Source organism: Pelomicrobium sp. G1, from assembly GCF_051905455.1.
Lineage (GTDB): Bacteria > Pseudomonadota > Gammaproteobacteria > Burkholderiales > UBA6910 > Pelomicrobium.
The window spans coordinates 100463-116885 of sequence record NZ_JBQACR010000011.1 but is presented as its reverse complement, the minus strand read 5'-3'; the positions used below and the strand labels follow the sequence as shown (position 1 = coordinate 116885).

Below are 16423 nucleotides of genomic sequence, written 5' to 3'. Positions count from 1 at the left end.
ATATATGCAAATCCTTGAACCCGAGCTTGCCTGGTCCCTTCAAGGGGATGAAAAGCTCCTCCTGGACGGAGGCTTTCTCGCCTTGCTCCGGGCGGTGGGCGCCACCGGCTCCCTCGCCCGGGCGGCGCGGGCGACGGGCGTTTCTTATCGCCACGCCTGGGGGCAGATCGTCCGGGCCGCCGAGGGGCTGGGCGCTCCCCTGGTGCAACTGGAACAGGGCCGGGGCGCGCGCCTCACTCCCGTCGGGGAACGCCTCCTGGCCATGGATACCCGCTTGAGGCGGCGGCTGAACACCGAAGCCGCGCCCCTCCTCGCAGAACTGGCCGAGGCGCTCCCCCACCTCGAAAAACCCAGCGGCGGAGCGCTCCCCATCCGCGCGAGCCATGATCTGTTGCTGGCGGCCTTGCGGGAGCGGCTCGATTCAGCCCTGCCCATCGACATCGTTTTTCAGGGAAGCTCGGAAAGCCTGGAGTCCCTACGGCGCGGCCAGTGCCGGCTCGCCGGATTCCACCTGTGCCCGCAAACCCTGCCTGACGGGCGGCGCATGCTGGAGCCGTTCCTCCGCGGCCATTCCATCGTCATCGTTCTGCTCGCCTGGCGGGAGCAGGGATTGATGGTGGGGCAAGGCAATCCCCGGTCGATCCGGAAGCTGGCCGATCTTACCCGCCCGCAGGTGCGTTTCATCAACCGCCAGCGGGGATCCGGAACGAGGCTGCTCTTCGACCGGCTGCTGGCCGAGGCTGGCGTGTCCGCCGCGGGCATCACAGGCTATTCCCACGAGGAATTCACCCATCAGGCGGTGGCCGCCACGGTGGCGAGCGGCGGTGCCGACGCGGGCTTCGGCATCCGCGCCGCGGCCCATCTCTACGGCCTGGAGTTCATCCCGCTGGCCCGGGAAGTCTACTATCTCGCCTGCCGGCGCAGAAGCCTGGGGGAGCCGGCCGTGCAGAAACTTTTGCAGGCGATCCGCGGATCCGAGTTGCGGGCCGCGGCCGCGGCGCTCCCCGGCTACGACGTGACCGGGGCCGGAAAGATTTTCAGCCTGTCGGAGTTGCTGGCATCGGAAACGATGTCCTCGAAGCCGGCCGGCGGCCCACACCATGGAGGCTCTTGATATGAAGCTGAGCGCACGCAACGTCCTTCCCGGAAAAATCAAACAGATTCGCAAAGGCCCCATCAGCACGGAAGTCGTTCTGGAGGTGGCCGCGGGGGTAGAGATCGTTTCCGTGATCACCACCGGATCGGCGGAAAACCTCGGGCTTAAAGAGGGCGAGGCGGCCTACGCCGTATTCAAGGCCGACAGCGTGATGGTGGGCGTGGACCGCTGAAGCCGGGCTTGTCCGCAGCCGGGAAGGCGGGGCTGCTAAAATGATTTTTTGCCGCGTTTGGTCCGTGCCGTCGCTTCGAGGGAGCCGCTTGACCCGTGCCCAGGTTGAAAAGGCCGCCGCCCCTTGGGGCCGCAGGGAGCTCGCCGGCGCGGCCTTCGCCGTCCTCCTGATGGCAGCCCTTCTTGCCAGGGCCGAGACGACGGTGACCTTCGAAGACTCGGCGGGACGGCGGATCGCCGTGCCGGCCCGAGTGGAGCGGGTGTTCGCCGCGGGACCGCCTGCCAGTGTCCTCGTCTTCGCCATCGCCCCCGATACCCTTCTCGGATGGAACCGGGCCATGACGCCCGAGGAGGCCCGCTTCATTCCCCCGCGTTACGCCGCCCTTCCGGCCCTGGGTCGGCTGACGGGGCGCGCCAACACCGCTAACGTGGAAACGGTGCTGGAGGCCCGCCCCGATCTCATCCTGGACGTGGGCTCCGTGACGCCCACCTTCGTATCCCTCGCTGATCGGGTGCAGGCCCAGACCGGCGTGCCCTACGTGCTGCTGGACGGGCGGCTCGAAGCGCTGTCTCGCACTTTGGAGCTGGCAGGGGCCCTGCTAAGGCGCGACGACCGCGCCCAGCGGCTCGCCCAGTACGTGGGCCGCACGCTGGAGGAGGTGCGCACCCAGGTATCGATGATTGCCGAAGAGCAGCGCCCGCGGGTGTACTACGCCCGGGGACCGAACGGGCTGCAGACGGCCCTGCCCGGCTCCATCAACGTGGAGGCGCTGGAGTTCGTAGGCGCCCGCAACGTGGCTGCGGGCCCACCCGGCGGCGGGCTAATCAACGTGTCCCGGGAACAGGTGCTCGCCTGGAATCCCGAGGTGATCGTCACCATCGATCCCAACTTCTACGCCGCGGTATGGAGCGATCCCGCCTGGGCCGGGGTGGCGGCCGTGCGCAGCGGACGGGTGCACCTCTCGCCCCATCTCCCGTTCGGATGGGTGGACTTTCCGCCCGGCCTCAATCGGGTGATGGGCGTGCGCTGGCTGGCGGCCGTCCTGTACCCTGATCGCTTCCCCGGCGACCTGCGGCGCGAGACCGAGGGGTTCTACCGCCTGTTCTACCATTGCTCCCCGGATCCGGCGCTCCTCGACGCGCTCCTTGCGCCGCAGAGGCCTCTCCGATGACCAGCGTCTTCGCCTTGCGTCGCGGCTCCGGGAGTGGCCTGTCCCAGTGGCCCCTCTGGGCGTCTTCCGCCCTGCTGCTGGGCTTAGTGGTCGTAGCCCTCATGGTGGGCAAATTTCCCGTCTCCCCCGGCGAGCTCTTCCACGTCCTGGTCGCCCGGCTGGGCGGGACAGCCGCCGCCCCTTCCGCCGTGGAGACCGTGATCTTCCAGATCCGCGGGCCGCGCATCGCCGCCGCCATCGTGGTGGGCGCCGCCCTCGCCGCGGCGGGGGCGGCCTACCAGGGCATGTTCCGCAACCCCCTAGTCTCCCCCGACATCCTCGGGGTCTCTTCCGGCGCAGCCTTAGGGGCGGCCCTCGCCATATTTTTTTCCCTGGGGGTCGTGGCGATCCAGGGATTCGCCTTCGTGGGAGGGCTCCTTGCCGTGGCCGTGGTGTACGCAGTGGGCTCGGCGGTGCGCCGCCACGACCCCATCCTCACCCTCATCCTGGCGGGCGTTGTGATCGGAACCCTCCTCGGGGCGCTACTCGCCCTGATCAAATACCTCGCCGACCCCTACAATCAGCTGCCCGCCATCACCTACTGGCTCCTGGGGAGCCTGGCCGCCATCACCCCCTCGGACCTGCGGGTGGCGGCGCCCCTGGCCCTCGCCGCGCTGCTGCCGCTCACGCTGTTGCGCTGGCGCATGAATCTCCTCTCGCTCCCTGACGACGAGGCCCGGGCCCTGGGCGTGAACACGGCAGCCCTGCGCCTCGCAGTGGTGTGCGCGGCGACCCTTATGACAGCGGCAAGCGTCGCGGTGAGCGGGGTGATCGGCTGGGTCGGGCTCCTCGTGCCCCACGCGGCCCGGCTCCTGGTGGGGCCGGACTTCGGCCGCCTGTTGCCCCTCAGCATGGTGTTCGGGGCGTGCTATCTGCTGGCGGTGGACACGCTGGCGCGGACCCTGGCGGCGATCGAAATCCCTCCCGGCGTGCTCACCGCCGTGATCGGGACGCCGGTGTTCCTGTGGCTGCTCGCCACCACCCGGCGGGGATGGTGATGCACCCTGCGGCGCTTGAGGTCAACGACCTCGCTTACGGCTACCCGGACCGGGTCATCGGGGCGGGATTCCGCTTTACCCTGGCGCCAGGCCAGGTGATCTGCGTGCTGGGGCCCAACGGCTGCGGCAAGACCACCCTCTTTCGCACCGTCCTGGGCCTGCTGCCCCCCAAGGCGGGGGACATCCTCGTCGAGGACGTGCCCATCGGGCGCTGGCGCCGGGACGCCCTCGCCCGGGCCATGGGCTACGTTCCCCAGGCCCACAGCGGCTATTTCGCCTTCACCGTGCGGGAGATTGTGCTCATGGGGCGCACCGCCCACCTGCCCCTGTTCGGGGCACCCGGCCGCCGCGACCACGAAGCGGCAGAGCGGATCATGGCCATGCTGGGCATCGACCACCTGGCGGACCGGATCTACACCCAGGTGAGCGGCGGCGAGCGGCAGCTCGCCCTCATCGGGCGGGCCTTGGCCCAGGAGCCGAAGCTGCTGGTGCTGGACGAGCCCACGGCCAACCTGGACTTCGGCAACCAGCTCCTGGTGCTCGCCCAGATGCGCGCCCTCGCCCGGGAAAGCATCGGCATCCTGTTCTCGACCCACGATCCGGACCAGGCCTTCATCTGCGCCGATCGGGTGCTGATGTTGCGCGACGGGGCCATCTTGTGCGACGGCCCGCCGGCGGATGCCATCACCAGCGAGAACCTGTACCGGGTGTACGGCGTCCATGTCCAGGTGATGGATGTCCCCGTGGGCCCGGGCGAGACCCGCAAGACCTGCGTCCCGTCCCTCGCGCGAAGGAATGCCGCCCCCCACGGCATCCCTCGACCGGGACGGCGTAAAATTCGAAGACCAGCCAGGCCCGAAAGAATCCACGGAGCGAAGACCATGCAACCAGCGAAATCCCTGCAGGCGGCGAGCTGCGCCGACGATTACGACCCCAACTCCCTGCCGGTGGACAAGGCCCGGCAGCTCATCCGGCAGTTTCTCGTTCCTGTGACCGGCACCGAGCGGGTGAGCCTGCGCGCCGCCCTGGGGCGGGTGCTGGGGGAGGACGTGATCTCCCCCCTGGCCGTTCCCGCCCACGACAATTCCGCCATGGACGGCTACGCCGTGCGCCACACCGATTTGAAGCCTGACGGAGAAACCGCACTCCGGGTGCTGGGCACCGCCTTCGCCGGAGCGCCTTTCCGTGGCGCGGTGGGGCCCGGCGAGTGCGTGCGCATCATGACCGGTGCCATCGTTCCCGCCGGCGCGGACACGGTAGTCATGCAGGAGCAGGTGCAGTCCGACGGGCAGACGGCCCGGATCGGGCCGGGGAACTACAAAGCCGGGCAGAACGTGCGTCGGGCGGGGGAGGATCTCAAGCCGGGACAGGTGGTGCTCGTCCGGGGCAAGCAGCTCCGGCCCGCGGAGCTGGGGCTGCTCGCCTCCCTGGGCATCGGCGAGGTCCCGGTGTTCCGGCGCCTGCGGGTGGCCTTCTTTTCCACGGGGGACGAGCTGGTGTCCATCGGCACCCCCTTGGGGGAAGGCCAGATCTACGACAGCAACCGCTATACCATCTACGGCATGCTCGCTCGCCTGGGGTGCGAGGTGATCGACATGGGGGTGGTGCGGGACGACCCGGCGGCCCTGGAGCAGGCCTTCCAGGAAGCCGCCGCCATGGCGGACGTGGTGATCACCAGCGGCGGGGTGTCCGTCGGGGAGGCCGACTACACCAAGGATCTCTTGGACAAGCTGGGGGAGGTGGTGTTCTGGAAGATCGCCATGAAGCCCGGCCGGCCCCTAGCCTACGGCAAAGTCGGAGGAGCCCACTTCTTTGGGCTGCCGGGAAACCCGGTCTCCGTCATGGTGACCTTCTACGAATTCGTCCGCGACGCGCTGCTCGTGCTGATGGGGCGAAGCGACGTGACACCCCTGCCCACCTTCCAGGTGAGATGCGTCACTCCCCTCAAGAAAGCACCCGGCCGTACCGAGTTCCAGCGGGGGATTCTGTCCCAGGAGCCCTCGGGGGAATGGGTAGTGCGGGTCACGGGGGAACAGGGCTCCGGCATCCTGCGCTCCATGGCGGAGGCCAACTGCTTCATCGTCCTGCCCCACGACCAGGGTCCCCTGCCCGCCGGCAGCCTGGTGGAGGTGCAGCTTATGGAAGGCCTGGTATAGGGGGACGGGCGGCCCGGGTCAGGTCGCCACCAAATCGAGCAGCCGCTCAATGCGCTCGATCCGCGCATCCAATCCGAACGAAAAAGCCCGGGGCGCACCAACAAAAAAGCGCAACCCGAAGGTTGCGCCCCATTTTCCGAACCGGCGGTCAGTTACTTCTTTGTCTCTTTCGCGGCGGCCGCGGCGACCGGCTTGGCAGTCTCGGGGGCCGCCCCGGCCTTGGCGCGCTTGTAGCGCTCGGAAATCATGTCTTGCACCCGGGCAAGGGCCTCCGCTTGCTTCTTCGCCGCCTCCTCGGCCTTGCGCTTGGCTTCCTCCATCTTGGCTTTTTCTTCTTCCGTCGGCGGCGGCAGCTTGGCCTGAACCGTGCCCGCCGCGCCGACCGCGAGCAGGGCCCCCATCGCCGCGGCGATCCATGTGCTGCGCTTCATTTGCCTCCTCCTCAAGCCCGTTGCGGGGCGCCGCCCACGGTGGGCGCGGCCTGGGCCCCCGCCTTCTGCTGGGCCTTGACCTCCTCGTACCAGTACTCGTGGTGGGCCTTGGCCCAGGCCTCGTCCACCATGCCGTCGTAGCGCATGGAGTGGTAGGCCCCCTGGACGCCGATGGTGCCCAGGTAGATGTGGCCCATGCCGAAGGCCATGTAGAGCAGCGCGCCGATGGCGTGGATCACGTTGGCGAGCTGCATTGCCTCACGCCCCTGCCCGAAGTTCGGGAAGTCCAGGATCAGCCCGGTGACGCTCACCACGATGGTGAGGAAAACGACGCCGATCCAGAACCACAGCTTCTCGCCGGCGTTGAAAAAGCCGGAAGGCACCTCCTTCTTGCTGAAAAAGCCCCCCAGCTTGGCGAGCCACTGCAGGTCGTAGGCGCGGGGGAGGTTGCGCCCCATGTAGGTGGCAATCATGGCCAGCGCCGAGACGATGAAGTACGGCCCCACGAAGTTGTGCAGGTTTTTCGACAGGTTGGCGAAAAACGCGAACACCGTGTAACCGAACACCGGCAGCAGCACGAACTTTCCGAAAAGGATGACGAGGCCGGTGATGGCCAGGATCACCCAGGAGATGGCCGTGGACCAGTGGATCACCCGGTCCCAAGCGCTGAAGCGCAGGATCTTGCGCCCGGTGTCGGGCTCGTGCTGCCCGATGGGGCCCCGGATCAGGTAGAAGGCGAGGATCAGGAGCGGAACCGCGATCATCAGGATGCCGCCATACAAAGTGACGGGACCGTTGCGCAGCTCCCGCCAGGTCTCTCCCTGGGACTGGACCAACACCCCGGTTTCGACGCCGCGCACCTGGGTGATGCCCTGACCCGAGCGCACCTCGCGCCACACCGGCGCGTTGTTGAGGGGCTGGGTCTCCTGGCGCGCTTGCTGCTCCTCGACCCGCTGCATCGGGACATCCACGAACGGCTGCTGCCCGGGAGCGGCCAGCGCCGTCCCCCCGATCAGCGCCAGGCCCAGCAGCCCGGTCGCCGCGAAACGGGCACAGACAAGGTTTGGCATGGATTCCTCCTATCGTCCGGCCGTATCGCCCGCGATGCGGACGTACTCGTTCTGGCCCAACTGCCGGGTCTTAATGCTCTTCTCCCAGGCCGCCTTATCGCCCTTGAACTCCTCGTTGTCCCACGGCAGGCTGTCCGGCTTGCCCTGGTACTTGCCCGCCTTGTACTGGGTCACCTGCGGCCTCTCGCCGCAGGCCCCGAGTCCCAAGGCGAGCAGGGCCGCGATGGCGGCCGCTGCCACCTTTTTCATGATCAGCCTCCTTTCCCGGCCGGCGCGCTCGGCTGCTGCTCAGGCCGCCCGTAGGCGGTCGCCCAGCCCCAGACCTCCGCGCCCCTGCCGCGCACCAGGACCCGCTGCCGATAGATGTCCGCCAGCACGTCCCCATCGCCGCCCAGGAGGGCCTTGGTGGAGCACATCTCGGCGCAGGCGGGGAGCTTTCCTTCCGCGATGCGGTTGCGGCCGTACTTCTTGAATTCCACCTCGGAGAAGTCCGGCTCGGGGCCGCCGGCGCAGAAGGTGCACTTGTCCATCTTGCCGCGCAGCCCGAAGCCCCCGTCTTGGGGAAACTGGGGCGCGCCGAACGGGCAGGCGTAGAAGCAATAGCCGCAGCCGATGCACAGATCCTTGTCGTGCAGGACGATGCCCTCCGAGGTCTTGTAGAAGCAGTCCACCGGACACACCGCCATGCACGGGGCGTCCGAGCAGTGCATGCACGCCACCGAGATGGAGCGCTCCCCGGGCACGCCGTCGTTGATGGTCACCACCCGCCGGCGGTTCACGCCCCAGGGCACCTCGTGCTCGTTCTTGCACGCGGTCACGCAGGCGTTGCACTCGATGCAGCGCTCCGCGTCGCATATGAACTTCATTCGAGCCATGGTCTAGCCTCCTCCGAATCCGTTACGCCTTGGAAATGCGGCAGAGCGTCGTCTTAGTCTCCTGCATCATGGTGACCGCGTCGTAGCCGTAGGTGGTGGCGGTGTTGACCGCTTCCCCACGGACGATGGGCGCCGCCCCCTGCGGATACTTGTCCAGCAGGTCCTGGCCCATCCACCATCCCGCGAAGTGGAACGGTAGGAACACCGTTCCCGGGGCCACGCGCTCGGTGACCAGCGCCTTGACCTTGATGCGCGCCTTGGTGGGGGACTCCACCCACACGTACTCGCCGTTGCGCACCCCGGCGTTGTTGGCGTCCTTCGGGTTCACCTCGACGAACATGTCCTGCTGCAGCTCGGCGAGCCACGGGTTGGACCGGGTCTCGTCGCCCCCGCCCTCGTACTCCACGAGCCGGCCGCTGGTCATGATTAGCGGATACTCCTTGGAGATCTCCTTGTTCGCCATCTGGATGGTCTTGAACAAGGTGGGCATGCGCCAGAACGCCTTCTTGTCGTCATGAGTGGGATACTTCTCTACAAGATCCGGCCGCGGCGAGTAGAGGGGCTCCCGGTGCTGCGGGATGGGATCGGGGAAGTTCCACACCACCGCCCGGGCCTTGGCGTTGCCGAAGGGATGGCAGCCGTGGTTCTTCATCACCACCCGGATGATGCCGCCGGAGAGGTCGGTCTTCCAGTTCTTGCCTTCGGCCTCCTTCTTCTCTTCCTCGGTCAGCTCGTCCCACCAGCCTAGTTTTTTGAGGAACACGTGGTCGAACTCGGGATAGCCGGTAGTGATGTCGGCGCCCTTGGAGTGGGAGCCGTCCTCCGCCAGCAGCGATACTCCATCCCGCTCCACGCCGAAGTTGGCGCGGAAGTTGCCGCCGCCGTCCATGACGTGCTTGGAGGTGTCGTACAGGTTGGGGGTACCCGGGTGCTTCAGCTCCGGCGTCCCATAGCAGGGCCACGGCAGCCCGAAGTAGTCGCCGTCCAGCACGTACCCGGTCTCCTTATCCACCCCGCCCTTGGCCCGCAGAGTCTTCACGTCGAAGACGTGCATGTTGCGCATGTGGGCCTTCAACCGCTCCGGCGACTGCCCCGTGTAGCCGATGGTCCAGGTCCCTCGGTTGATCTCCCGCAGGATCGATTCGGGTTCGGGTTCCTCGAACTTGTCTGGATCGGGCTTGACGATCTTCAGGTTCTTGGCGAACTCTTTTTCGAACCCGAACTTCTTGGCCAAAGCGTACATAATCGCCTGGTCGGTCTGGGACTCGAATAGGGGCTTGATCACCCGCTCCCGCCACTGGATCGACCGGTTGGACGCCGTGCAGGACCCGGACGTCTCGAACTGGGTGGCTGCCGGCAGGAGGTACGCGCCGTCGGTGCGGGCGAGGGCAGCCATGGCCGCAGTGGCGGACGGGTAAGGGTCGATCACGACGATGAGGTCGAGCTTCTTTATCGCCTCCAGCATGTCCTTGTTGCGGGACTGGCTGTTGGGCGCGTGGCCCCAGTAGATCACCGCCCGCAGGTTGGGATCTTGGTCGATGTTCTCGTTTTTCTCCAGCACCGCGTCGAACCAGCGGGACACGGTGATGCCCGGCTTGGTCATCATGGCCTCGGAGGCGAAGCGGCCCTTCAGCCACTCGTAGTCCACGCCCCACACCCTCGCCCAGTGCTTCCACGATCCCGGCGCGATGCCGTAGTAGCCCGGCAGGGAATCCGGGTTGGGCCCCACGTCGGTGGCGCCCTGCACGTTGTCGTGGCCGCGGTAGATGTTGCACCCGCCCCCTGAGACGCCCACGTTACCGAGGGCGAGCTGCAGGATGCAGGAAGCGCGCACGATGGCGTTGCCGGTGGTGTGCTGGGTCTGGCCCATGGCCCACACGATGGTGGACGGCCGGTTCTCCGCCATAAGCTTAGCCACCGTGTAGACCGACTTTTCGTCCAGGCCGGTGACGTCTTCCACCTTGTCCGGAGTCCACTTGGTCAGGACTTCCTCCTTGACCTTGTCCATGCCGTAGACCCGCTGGCGGATGTACTCCTTGTCTTCCCAGCCGTTCTTGAAAATGTGATAGAGCAGCCCCATCAGGAACGCCACGTCGCTACCGGAGCGGGTGCGGAAATAATAATCCGCCTTGGCCGCGGTGCGGGTGAAGCGGGGATCCACCACGATCACCTTGGCCCCGTTCTCCTTCGCGTGCAGCGTATGCAGCATCGACACCGGGTGCGCCTCGGCGGCGTTGGAGCCGAAGAACAGGATGCACTTGGAGAACTGCTCGTCGTTGTAGGAGTTGGTCATGGCCCCGTAACCCCAGGTGTTCGCCACCCCCGCCACGGTGGTGGAGTGGCAGATGCGCGCCTGGTGGTCGCAGTTATTCGAGCCCCACATGGACACGAACTTGCGCAGCAGGTAAGCCTGCTCGTTGCTGTGCTTGCTGGAGCCGATCCAATACACCGCGTCGGGGCCGCTCTCCTTGCGGATGGCGAGCAGCTTGTCGCCCACCTCGTTGATCGCCTGCTCCCAACTGATCTTCTGCCACTTGCCGCCCGCGAGCTTCATGGGATAGCGCAGGCGATGCTCGCCGTGGCCGTGCTCGCGCACGGATGCGCCCTTGGCGCAGTGTGAACCCAGGTTGATGGGCGAATCGAACACCGGCTCCTGCCGCACCCACACCCCGTTCTTCACCACGGCGTCGATGGCGCAACCCACCGAGCAGTGGGTACACACGGTGCGCCGCACCTCCACGGAACCCGCGCCTTCGGCCTTGGCGGCCTGGGCCCTATCCATCATGGAGAAGGGCAACTGGCTGGCAAAGGCGCCGGCACCGACCGCGATGCCGGAGCGCCTGAGGAAGGTGCGCCGGTCCATGGTGTTGCCCAGGAAAGCGGCCACGCTACGGCTCAGGCGACCCGAGCGCTGGACCTCAGTCGTCGATTTCTTGATCAGCAACATGTTTAGAGCCTCCTCCTTCCGTCAGACCCGGGCGGTCTGGTAGTACTGGCGCACGTGGGCCGTCTCCTGGTAGCCCCGCTTGGCGGCCGCCGCTTTCCCGGCTTTCGCCTTGAGGTGCGCCGGGGAAGTCCCGGTCAAAGCGGCCGTCGCGGCCGCCGCGCCGCCGGCGGTGAGCGCCAGCATGAACTTGCGCCTTCCGGCATTGGTCGTCGCGCTCATGGTCTTTACCCTCCTCTTCTCTGTCAGCCGTCAATCGGCAATGTCGAACGAAGCCACTTCCACATCGAAAAAAGCTGCAGCAAACCTGGCCACGTGCCTGAAAAAATCGGCCTCCTCGGTCCGCGCCAGGCTCTCGGCGAGCCTCGGGTACCAGGATTTCACATGGGCGGAGAAAAACCGCTTCTGGGTCTCCAGCCCGGCCCCGGAAAGAATCAGGATGCGCATCACATCGCACAGGGCCGCGATGTGATCCTCGGGTTCGCCGGCGGTGAGCTTGCGGGAAAACCCCAGCACCGCCAGGTCGTCCCGCAGCGCCGCCAGGGGCTTTTCCATCATAAACCCGGCCAGGTAATAGGAGCCGAACACCATGACCTTGGGCCGCCCCACGCCGTAGAACAGGGTCTCGAACTCTTCCCGCACCCGCGCCGGATCGGCCGCCGCGGCCGCGGCCTTCAGATCGCGCCAGGCGGAAGCGAAAGGCGACGCCCCCTCTCCTCCCGGCCCCGCATCGGATTGGGCCACCAGGCGCAGCAGCTCGTCCGACGGCGGCGCGTAGAACAAGTTGGAGATCAGCGCGTACATGTCGGCCCGGGCCAGATCCTCCGGAGCCACCGGCGCCGGGGCGTGCACGGTCATGGCGCTGCCGCTCATCGGGTCACCTCGAAGATGGACACCTTCTTCTCGCCTTGCATGAGGTCGATCACCCGGCAGTCGGCGCACATCTGCAGCCGGGTGAGCGCCCCCGCTTCGGCGAACATGGAATGGGAGGCGAGCTTGGCCGTCATGTTGTCGATCATCTGCTTCGTGGCGAAGGGCTTACCGCACTTCACGCAGTGGAAAGGCTCCGCCTCGTTGAGCACCCGCGGCTCCTTGGACGCCTTGGACAGCAGCAGCCGGGGCGCCAGGGTGATGGCACCCTCGGGACAGGTCTTGGCGCACAGGCCGCACTGCACGCAATTGGCCTCGACGAACTTGAGCTGGGGCAGCTCCTTGCCGTCCAGCAGGGCGCTCTCGGGACAGGCCCCGACGCAGGCCATGCACAGGGTGCAGCGTTCCTTGTCGAGGCGCACCTCGCCGTAAGGCGCTCCCGCCGACAGGGCGACCGCCTCCATGGGGCGGGGGGCATGGCGCAGGAGGTGCTCGAAGACGAAGTCCAGGGTGCTGCGCTTGTCGTTGGACAGGTTGAAAAGCGCGGGCGGACAGGTCTCGGCTCGGGGAAGATCCCACAGGGCCTCTTCCAGCGCCTCCACGTCAGAGGCCTCCACCAGATGCAGGTGGGTGCCGCCATAGCCCAGCCCGTGGAGAATTTCCTGGCCGTAGGTCATCTGTTGCCGCAGCGCCGCCAGATAGCCTTCCGCCTCGCCCCCGGTGCTCAACACCGCCACCTGGCCAGCCCCCAGGGCGATGGCGCCCAACATGAGGTCCAGCCCCACGGAACCCACGTGAAAGACTTCCACCGGAATCACCCGGGCGGGCAGGCCCTGGCCTTGGCGGCCGAGCTTCAAGAGGAGCTCGCGCCCGTCGGTGGCGTTGTGGAACAGCAAACAAGCGTCCTTCCCTCCGGCCCGGAGGTAGGCTTGCAGCAGAGCGCGCAAGCGAGTGCCCATGTCCGCGACCCGGGGATAGGCGTAGGTCATGGCGCCGGAGGGGCACACCGTGGCGCACCCGCCGCAACCCATGCACAGGTGAGGCTCCACCCGGACGTGATCCCCCTCCTCCGAAATGGCCGCCGTCGAGCAGACGTCGAGGCACTTGCTGCACCCGGTGATTTTCGATCGGCTGTGGGCGCAGATACTTTCTCTGTAGACGAAAAACTTCGGTTTCTCAAATTCGCCCACCAGCCCGAGCAGTTGCTGCGCCGCAAGAGCCTGGTCCAGGGGATCCCGGCCGGGGGCGAAATAGCCCTGGGGCGGCTGGGGCATGGACAACAGGGGCTTCTCGGACAGGTCCAGCACCAGGTCCCAGGTTTCCGAGCGCTCCCGCTCCGCCCGCTCGAAGTCGATGGCCCGCACCTCGCCGCAGGCCACCACACACTGGCGGTGGGCCTTGCACCGGTCCAGATCGATCTGGTAGGTGAAATCGATGGCGCGCTCCGGACAGACCCGGATGCAGGCGCCGCACCGGGTACAGACCTCCAGGTCGATGGGATTCGCCTGCTCCCAGCGGACTTGGAAAGCACCCAGGTATCCCCTGATTTCTTTCACCCGACCCGAGAACACCGGGTAGCGGCGCTCGGCGCCCAGGTCTCCCCCGCCGGCGGTGCTCGCCACCAGCACGCTCACCTCGAGTTGATTCGCCAGGCGGTCGGCCCAGGCGACGCAGGCCGCCGCCTGGCCGATGATCAGCAGGCGCCCTTCGGACTTGTAAGAGACCCGGGGTACCGGCTCGGGATCCGGCACCAGGGCCGCCGCCAGGAGGGCCGCCATCTTGGGACCGGCGTTGCGGCCGTCCCGGGACCAGCCGGCGGTTTCCCGGATATTGACGAAGCGCACCGGTGCCTGGGCGTCGATGCCCGCCGCCACCTCGGCGAAAAGGGGCGCCTCCTGGGTACAGGCCACCACCGTGTCCCCGCCGCTCTTCAGGGCCGCTTCCACTTCCCCGATCTGCCGCCGGCAAAGCTGTTGGTGGACGGGGAGAGGCGCGTCGAGCTGCATGCCCTTGGCCAACAATGACCCATCCACGGTCATCGTGCCATTGCAGGTACAGACCCGGATCGCCTTGTCGTTCAACGGCATTTCAATGGGTTAGCTTCGCTTGCGCAAAACCCTGTTGTTTATAGACCTCATAAATTCCAGCAATCCACGAGCCGGAGAAAACATGAAAGAAACGACAAGAAAGGAGAAATAAGGACAACGCCCCTTTCCGCCCGCCGATCTTTCCGGCCAGGTTCAGGCGCGGGCGTCGGGGTTCCGGGGCTCTGCTTGGTCGGGGGACGGGGTATCGGGGGCGGCGGGCGCTCCCTCGCCCCGGGCCTCGGAGGGCTCCGGGGCGGCAGGCGGCTCTTGCCCCGGCGGCGGGAGGCCCTCCCCGGCCTGGGCCAGCGCCGGTCCTTGCGGCGCCTCCTCCTCCCGGGAGCGGCTCTGCAGCAAGTGCTCCACGGTATGGGTCAGCCTGGCCAGCAGCTCTGGCTCCAGGGGCTCGAACTTGTTGTAGTCGTCGATGTACACGTCGAGCCCGTCCATGACGTTGAAATGGGGGTCGCCGAAGAGCTTTTTCAGCGCCGCCCGGCGCAGCCCGTCCTCCACCTTGGGGTGCATGAATGCCCGGAAATCCGAGTCGAAGCTCAAGCTTTCCAGGGGCGGCAGGGGCGGAGGCGGGTCGTCCGCCGGCTTGCGCTCGGGGCCGCCCGGGCTCCCTTGAGCGGCCCGGGACTCTCGCTTGAGCCGGGACCAGCGGGCGAGGAAAGGCTCCTCCCCTCGCCGCGGGACGGGCGCGGGTTCCTTCCGGCCTTCGGCCGGCTTGCCGGCGGAGGGCGGGTCAGTCCTGTCGGAGCTTGCCATGGTGTTCCAGCCTGCTGGAGGCGTAGCGGCGGCGTTTTTTCGCCTCGGGGTCCGGCCGGTAGTGGGTTTCCACGAATTCCCCGACCCAGCGGTAGATCTCCGGCGACATGGGCACCCCGTCCACCTGCTCGTTGGCGTCCATCCACCGGGCCGCTTCCCCGTAGCTCACCGTGACGAAGGCGGGACGCGCTTCTCCTTGCTCGTCGTAGCGCCACAGGACGAAGACCCGGGGCTCGCTCGCCGAGACGTTGAGCCAGTAGTCTTCTGCCTCGTCCCGGCGTAGCTCCAGGCGGAAGCCGGTATGGAGCACCCGTCGGTGCCGTTCGTCCTCGAAGATCACCCGGGGCGGGGTCTCCGGGGGCGCGCCGTCCTCCACCACCCCGATAGCCTCCCAACGGTGGGAGCACCAAGGATTGTCCAGGCGCAAACGCTCCATGACGACCGCCACGGGCAAAGTTTCTGCAGGCATAGGATCCAATATAGTCTAAAGTAACAGGCAGCGTTCGAGCCTACCGGTTCCCCCGGAAACTTCAACGCCTTCGGATCGAAACGGGTGCACGGGCGCCTTGAGCATATGTCGGAGTTTTTGTAATAATTTTTCCGCTCTTACCCGTGCGGCCCCGGAACGACCCTTGCAACAGCTATTCGGAACCGTCCTAGAAACGAGGATTGGAAAAAATGAGCCATGACCTTGGGGCAAGCCCGCTGATAGACAAGTTCGGCCGCACGGTCAACTACATCCGCCTCTCGGTCACCGACCGCTGCGACTTCCGCTGTACCTACTGCATGGCGGAAGAGATGACTTTTCTTCCCCGCGCCCAGGTCCTGTCCCTGGAAGAATGCCTGCGGCTTGCCCGGGTGTTCGTGGGCCTGGGGGTCACCAAGATCCGCATCACCGGGGGCGAGCCCCTGGTGCGCAAAAACGTGCTCTGGCTGTTCCAGCAGCTCGGGCGGCTCCCGGGGCTCAAGGAGCTGGTGCTCACCACCAACGGCTCCCAGCTCGAGCGGTTCGCCCGGCCCCTGGTGGAAGCGGGGGTGCGCCGGGTAAACGTGAGCCTGGACAGTCTCGACCCGGACAAATTCAGGCGCATCACCCGAGTCGGGGACCTGGACAAGGTGCTGCGCGGGATCGCTGCGGCCAAGGCGGCGGGCTTCGCCGGCATCAAGCTCAACACCGTGATGATCCGGGGCGTGAACGAGGACGAGTTCTGCGACCTGGTGCAGTTCGCCGTGGACCAGGAGCTCGACATCGCCTTCATCGAGGAAATGCCGCTGGGGGACGTGGGCCACGCCCGGATCGACACCTACTACAGCTCGGACGACGCGCTGGCGCTCTTGGGCAGCCGCTTCGAGCTGGTCGCCAGCACCGAGACCACCGGTGGTCCGGCCCGCTACTGGCGCATCCCCGGCACCCGAACCAAGGTGGGATTCATCTCCCCCCACTCCCATAACTTCTGTGCCGCCTGCAACCGGGTGCGCGTCACCTGCACGGGCGAGCTTTTCCCCTGCCTGGGACAGAACGATTCCGCAAATCTGCTGCCCCTGCTGCGCGCCTATCCCGACGACGACCAGCCGGTGCGCCAAGCCATCATCGATGCCATGGGCATCAAGCCCCGGGGCCACGACTTCAACCTGTTCCAGGCCAAGCCCAAGGTGATCCGCTTCATGTCGGTGACGGGAGGCTGAGGC

16 protein-coding genes and 1 pseudogene are annotated in these 16423 nt (G+C 66.9%); 7 read left to right on the top strand and 10 right to left on the bottom strand.

What is annotated here, in order from left to right:
* Positions 1-4: 4 nt before the first annotated feature.
* The 6 genes and pseudogenes from ACTFO6_RS12070 to moeA all read left to right on the top strand — a co-directional run bounded on the left by ACTFO6_RS12070 (position 5) and on the right by moeA (position 5692).
* Positions 5-1114 carry a substrate-binding domain-containing protein gene (locus tag ACTFO6_RS12070; RefSeq protein ID WP_439934696.1) on the top strand — a complete coding sequence of 370 codons (1110 nt, stop codon included), beginning with the start codon at positions 5-7 and terminating at the stop codon, positions 1112-1114.
* A gap of 1 nt (position 1115) precedes the next feature.
* Complete coding sequence (locus tag ACTFO6_RS12065; RefSeq protein ID WP_439934695.1) at positions 1116-1328, top strand: TOBE domain-containing protein; 213 nt, start codon at positions 1116-1118, stop codon at positions 1326-1328.
* Between the two features lie 88 nt (positions 1329-1416).
* Entirely contained in the window at positions 1417-2499 is a 1083-nt protein-coding gene (locus ACTFO6_RS12060; RefSeq protein WP_439934694.1) for an iron ABC transporter substrate-binding protein, read from the top strand.
* A complete protein-coding gene (locus ACTFO6_RS12055) occupies positions 2496-3536 on the top strand; it encodes a FecCD family ABC transporter permease (protein ID WP_439934693.1) in 1041 nt (346 codons plus the stop codon). Before ACTFO6_RS12060 ends, ACTFO6_RS12055 begins: the two co-directional genes overlap by 4 nt.
* A pseudogene (locus ACTFO6_RS12050) lies at positions 3530-4126 on the top strand (ABC transporter ATP-binding protein); the annotation flags it as partial. The gene ACTFO6_RS12055 and the pseudogene ACTFO6_RS12050, both read left to right, overlap by 7 nt.
* 291 nt (positions 4127-4417) lie before the next feature.
* Positions 4418-5692, top strand: coding sequence for a molybdopterin molybdotransferase MoeA (moeA, locus tag ACTFO6_RS12045; RefSeq protein WP_439934726.1), 1275 nt, complete (start codon positions 4418-4420; stop codon positions 5690-5692).
* 152 nt (positions 5693-5844) lie between these two features.
* Here the strand turns inward: moeA and ACTFO6_RS12040 are convergent, their stop codons facing one another.
* The 10 genes from ACTFO6_RS12040 to ACTFO6_RS11995 form a co-directional block, all read right to left on the bottom strand.
* Positions 5845-6123, bottom strand: a complete 279-nt coding sequence (locus ACTFO6_RS12040) for a hypothetical protein (protein WP_439934692.1) — start codon at positions 6121-6123, stop codon at positions 5845-5847.
* Positions 6124-6134: 11 nt separating this feature from the next.
* The gene (locus ACTFO6_RS12035; protein ID WP_439934691.1) at positions 6135-7193 is read right to left on the bottom strand and encodes a formate dehydrogenase subunit gamma; all 1059 of its coding nucleotides are present in this window, start codon (positions 7191-7193) and stop codon (positions 6135-6137) included.
* Positions 7194-7202: 9 nt separating this feature from the next.
* Positions 7203-7442: a hypothetical protein gene (locus tag ACTFO6_RS12030; protein ID WP_439934690.1), complete on the bottom strand. Its 240-nt coding sequence runs from the start codon at positions 7440-7442 to the stop codon at positions 7203-7205.
* 2 nt (positions 7443-7444) lie between these two features.
* Positions 7445-8068 (bottom strand): formate dehydrogenase FDH3 subunit beta, encoded by a 624-nt coding sequence (fdh3B, locus tag ACTFO6_RS12025; RefSeq protein ID WP_439934689.1) that lies wholly within the window; start codon positions 8066-8068, stop codon positions 7445-7447.
* 22 nt (positions 8069-8090) lie between these two features.
* Positions 8091-11012: a formate dehydrogenase subunit alpha gene (locus ACTFO6_RS12020; protein ID WP_439934725.1), complete on the bottom strand. Its 2922-nt coding sequence runs from the start codon at positions 11010-11012 to the stop codon at positions 8091-8093.
* Between the two features lie 24 nt (positions 11013-11036).
* Positions 11037-11234, bottom strand: a complete 198-nt coding sequence (locus ACTFO6_RS12015; protein ID WP_439934688.1) for a twin-arginine translocation signal domain-containing protein — start codon at positions 11232-11234, stop codon at positions 11037-11039.
* A 30-nt stretch (positions 11235-11264) separates the two neighbouring features.
* On the bottom strand, positions 11265-11885 hold the full coding sequence (locus ACTFO6_RS12010) for a TorD/DmsD family molecular chaperone (protein ID WP_439934687.1): 621 nt from the start codon (positions 11883-11885) through the stop codon (positions 11265-11267).
* On the bottom strand, positions 11882-13969 hold the full coding sequence (locus ACTFO6_RS12005; RefSeq protein WP_439934686.1) for a 4Fe-4S binding protein: 2088 nt from the start codon (positions 13967-13969) through the stop codon (positions 11882-11884). Before ACTFO6_RS12005 ends, ACTFO6_RS12010 begins: the two co-directional genes overlap by 4 nt.
* Before the next feature lie 153 nt (positions 13970-14122).
* Entirely contained in the window at positions 14123-14734 is a 612-nt protein-coding gene (locus ACTFO6_RS12000) for a DUF3306 domain-containing protein (protein WP_439934685.1), read from the bottom strand.
* The gene (locus tag ACTFO6_RS11995) at positions 14712-15182 is read right to left on the bottom strand and encodes a DUF3305 domain-containing protein (RefSeq protein ID WP_439934684.1); all 471 of its coding nucleotides are present in this window, start codon (positions 15180-15182) and stop codon (positions 14712-14714) included. The genes ACTFO6_RS12000 and ACTFO6_RS11995 overlap by 23 nt, the downstream gene beginning before the upstream one ends.
* A gap of 230 nt (positions 15183-15412) precedes the next feature.
* Between ACTFO6_RS11995 and moaA the strand changes: the two genes are divergently transcribed.
* Positions 15413-16420 carry a GTP 3',8-cyclase MoaA gene (moaA, locus tag ACTFO6_RS11990; protein WP_439934683.1) on the top strand — a complete coding sequence of 336 codons (1008 nt, stop codon included), beginning with the start codon at positions 15413-15415 and terminating at the stop codon, positions 16418-16420.
* The last annotated feature ends 3 nt before the right edge of the window (positions 16421-16423 follow it).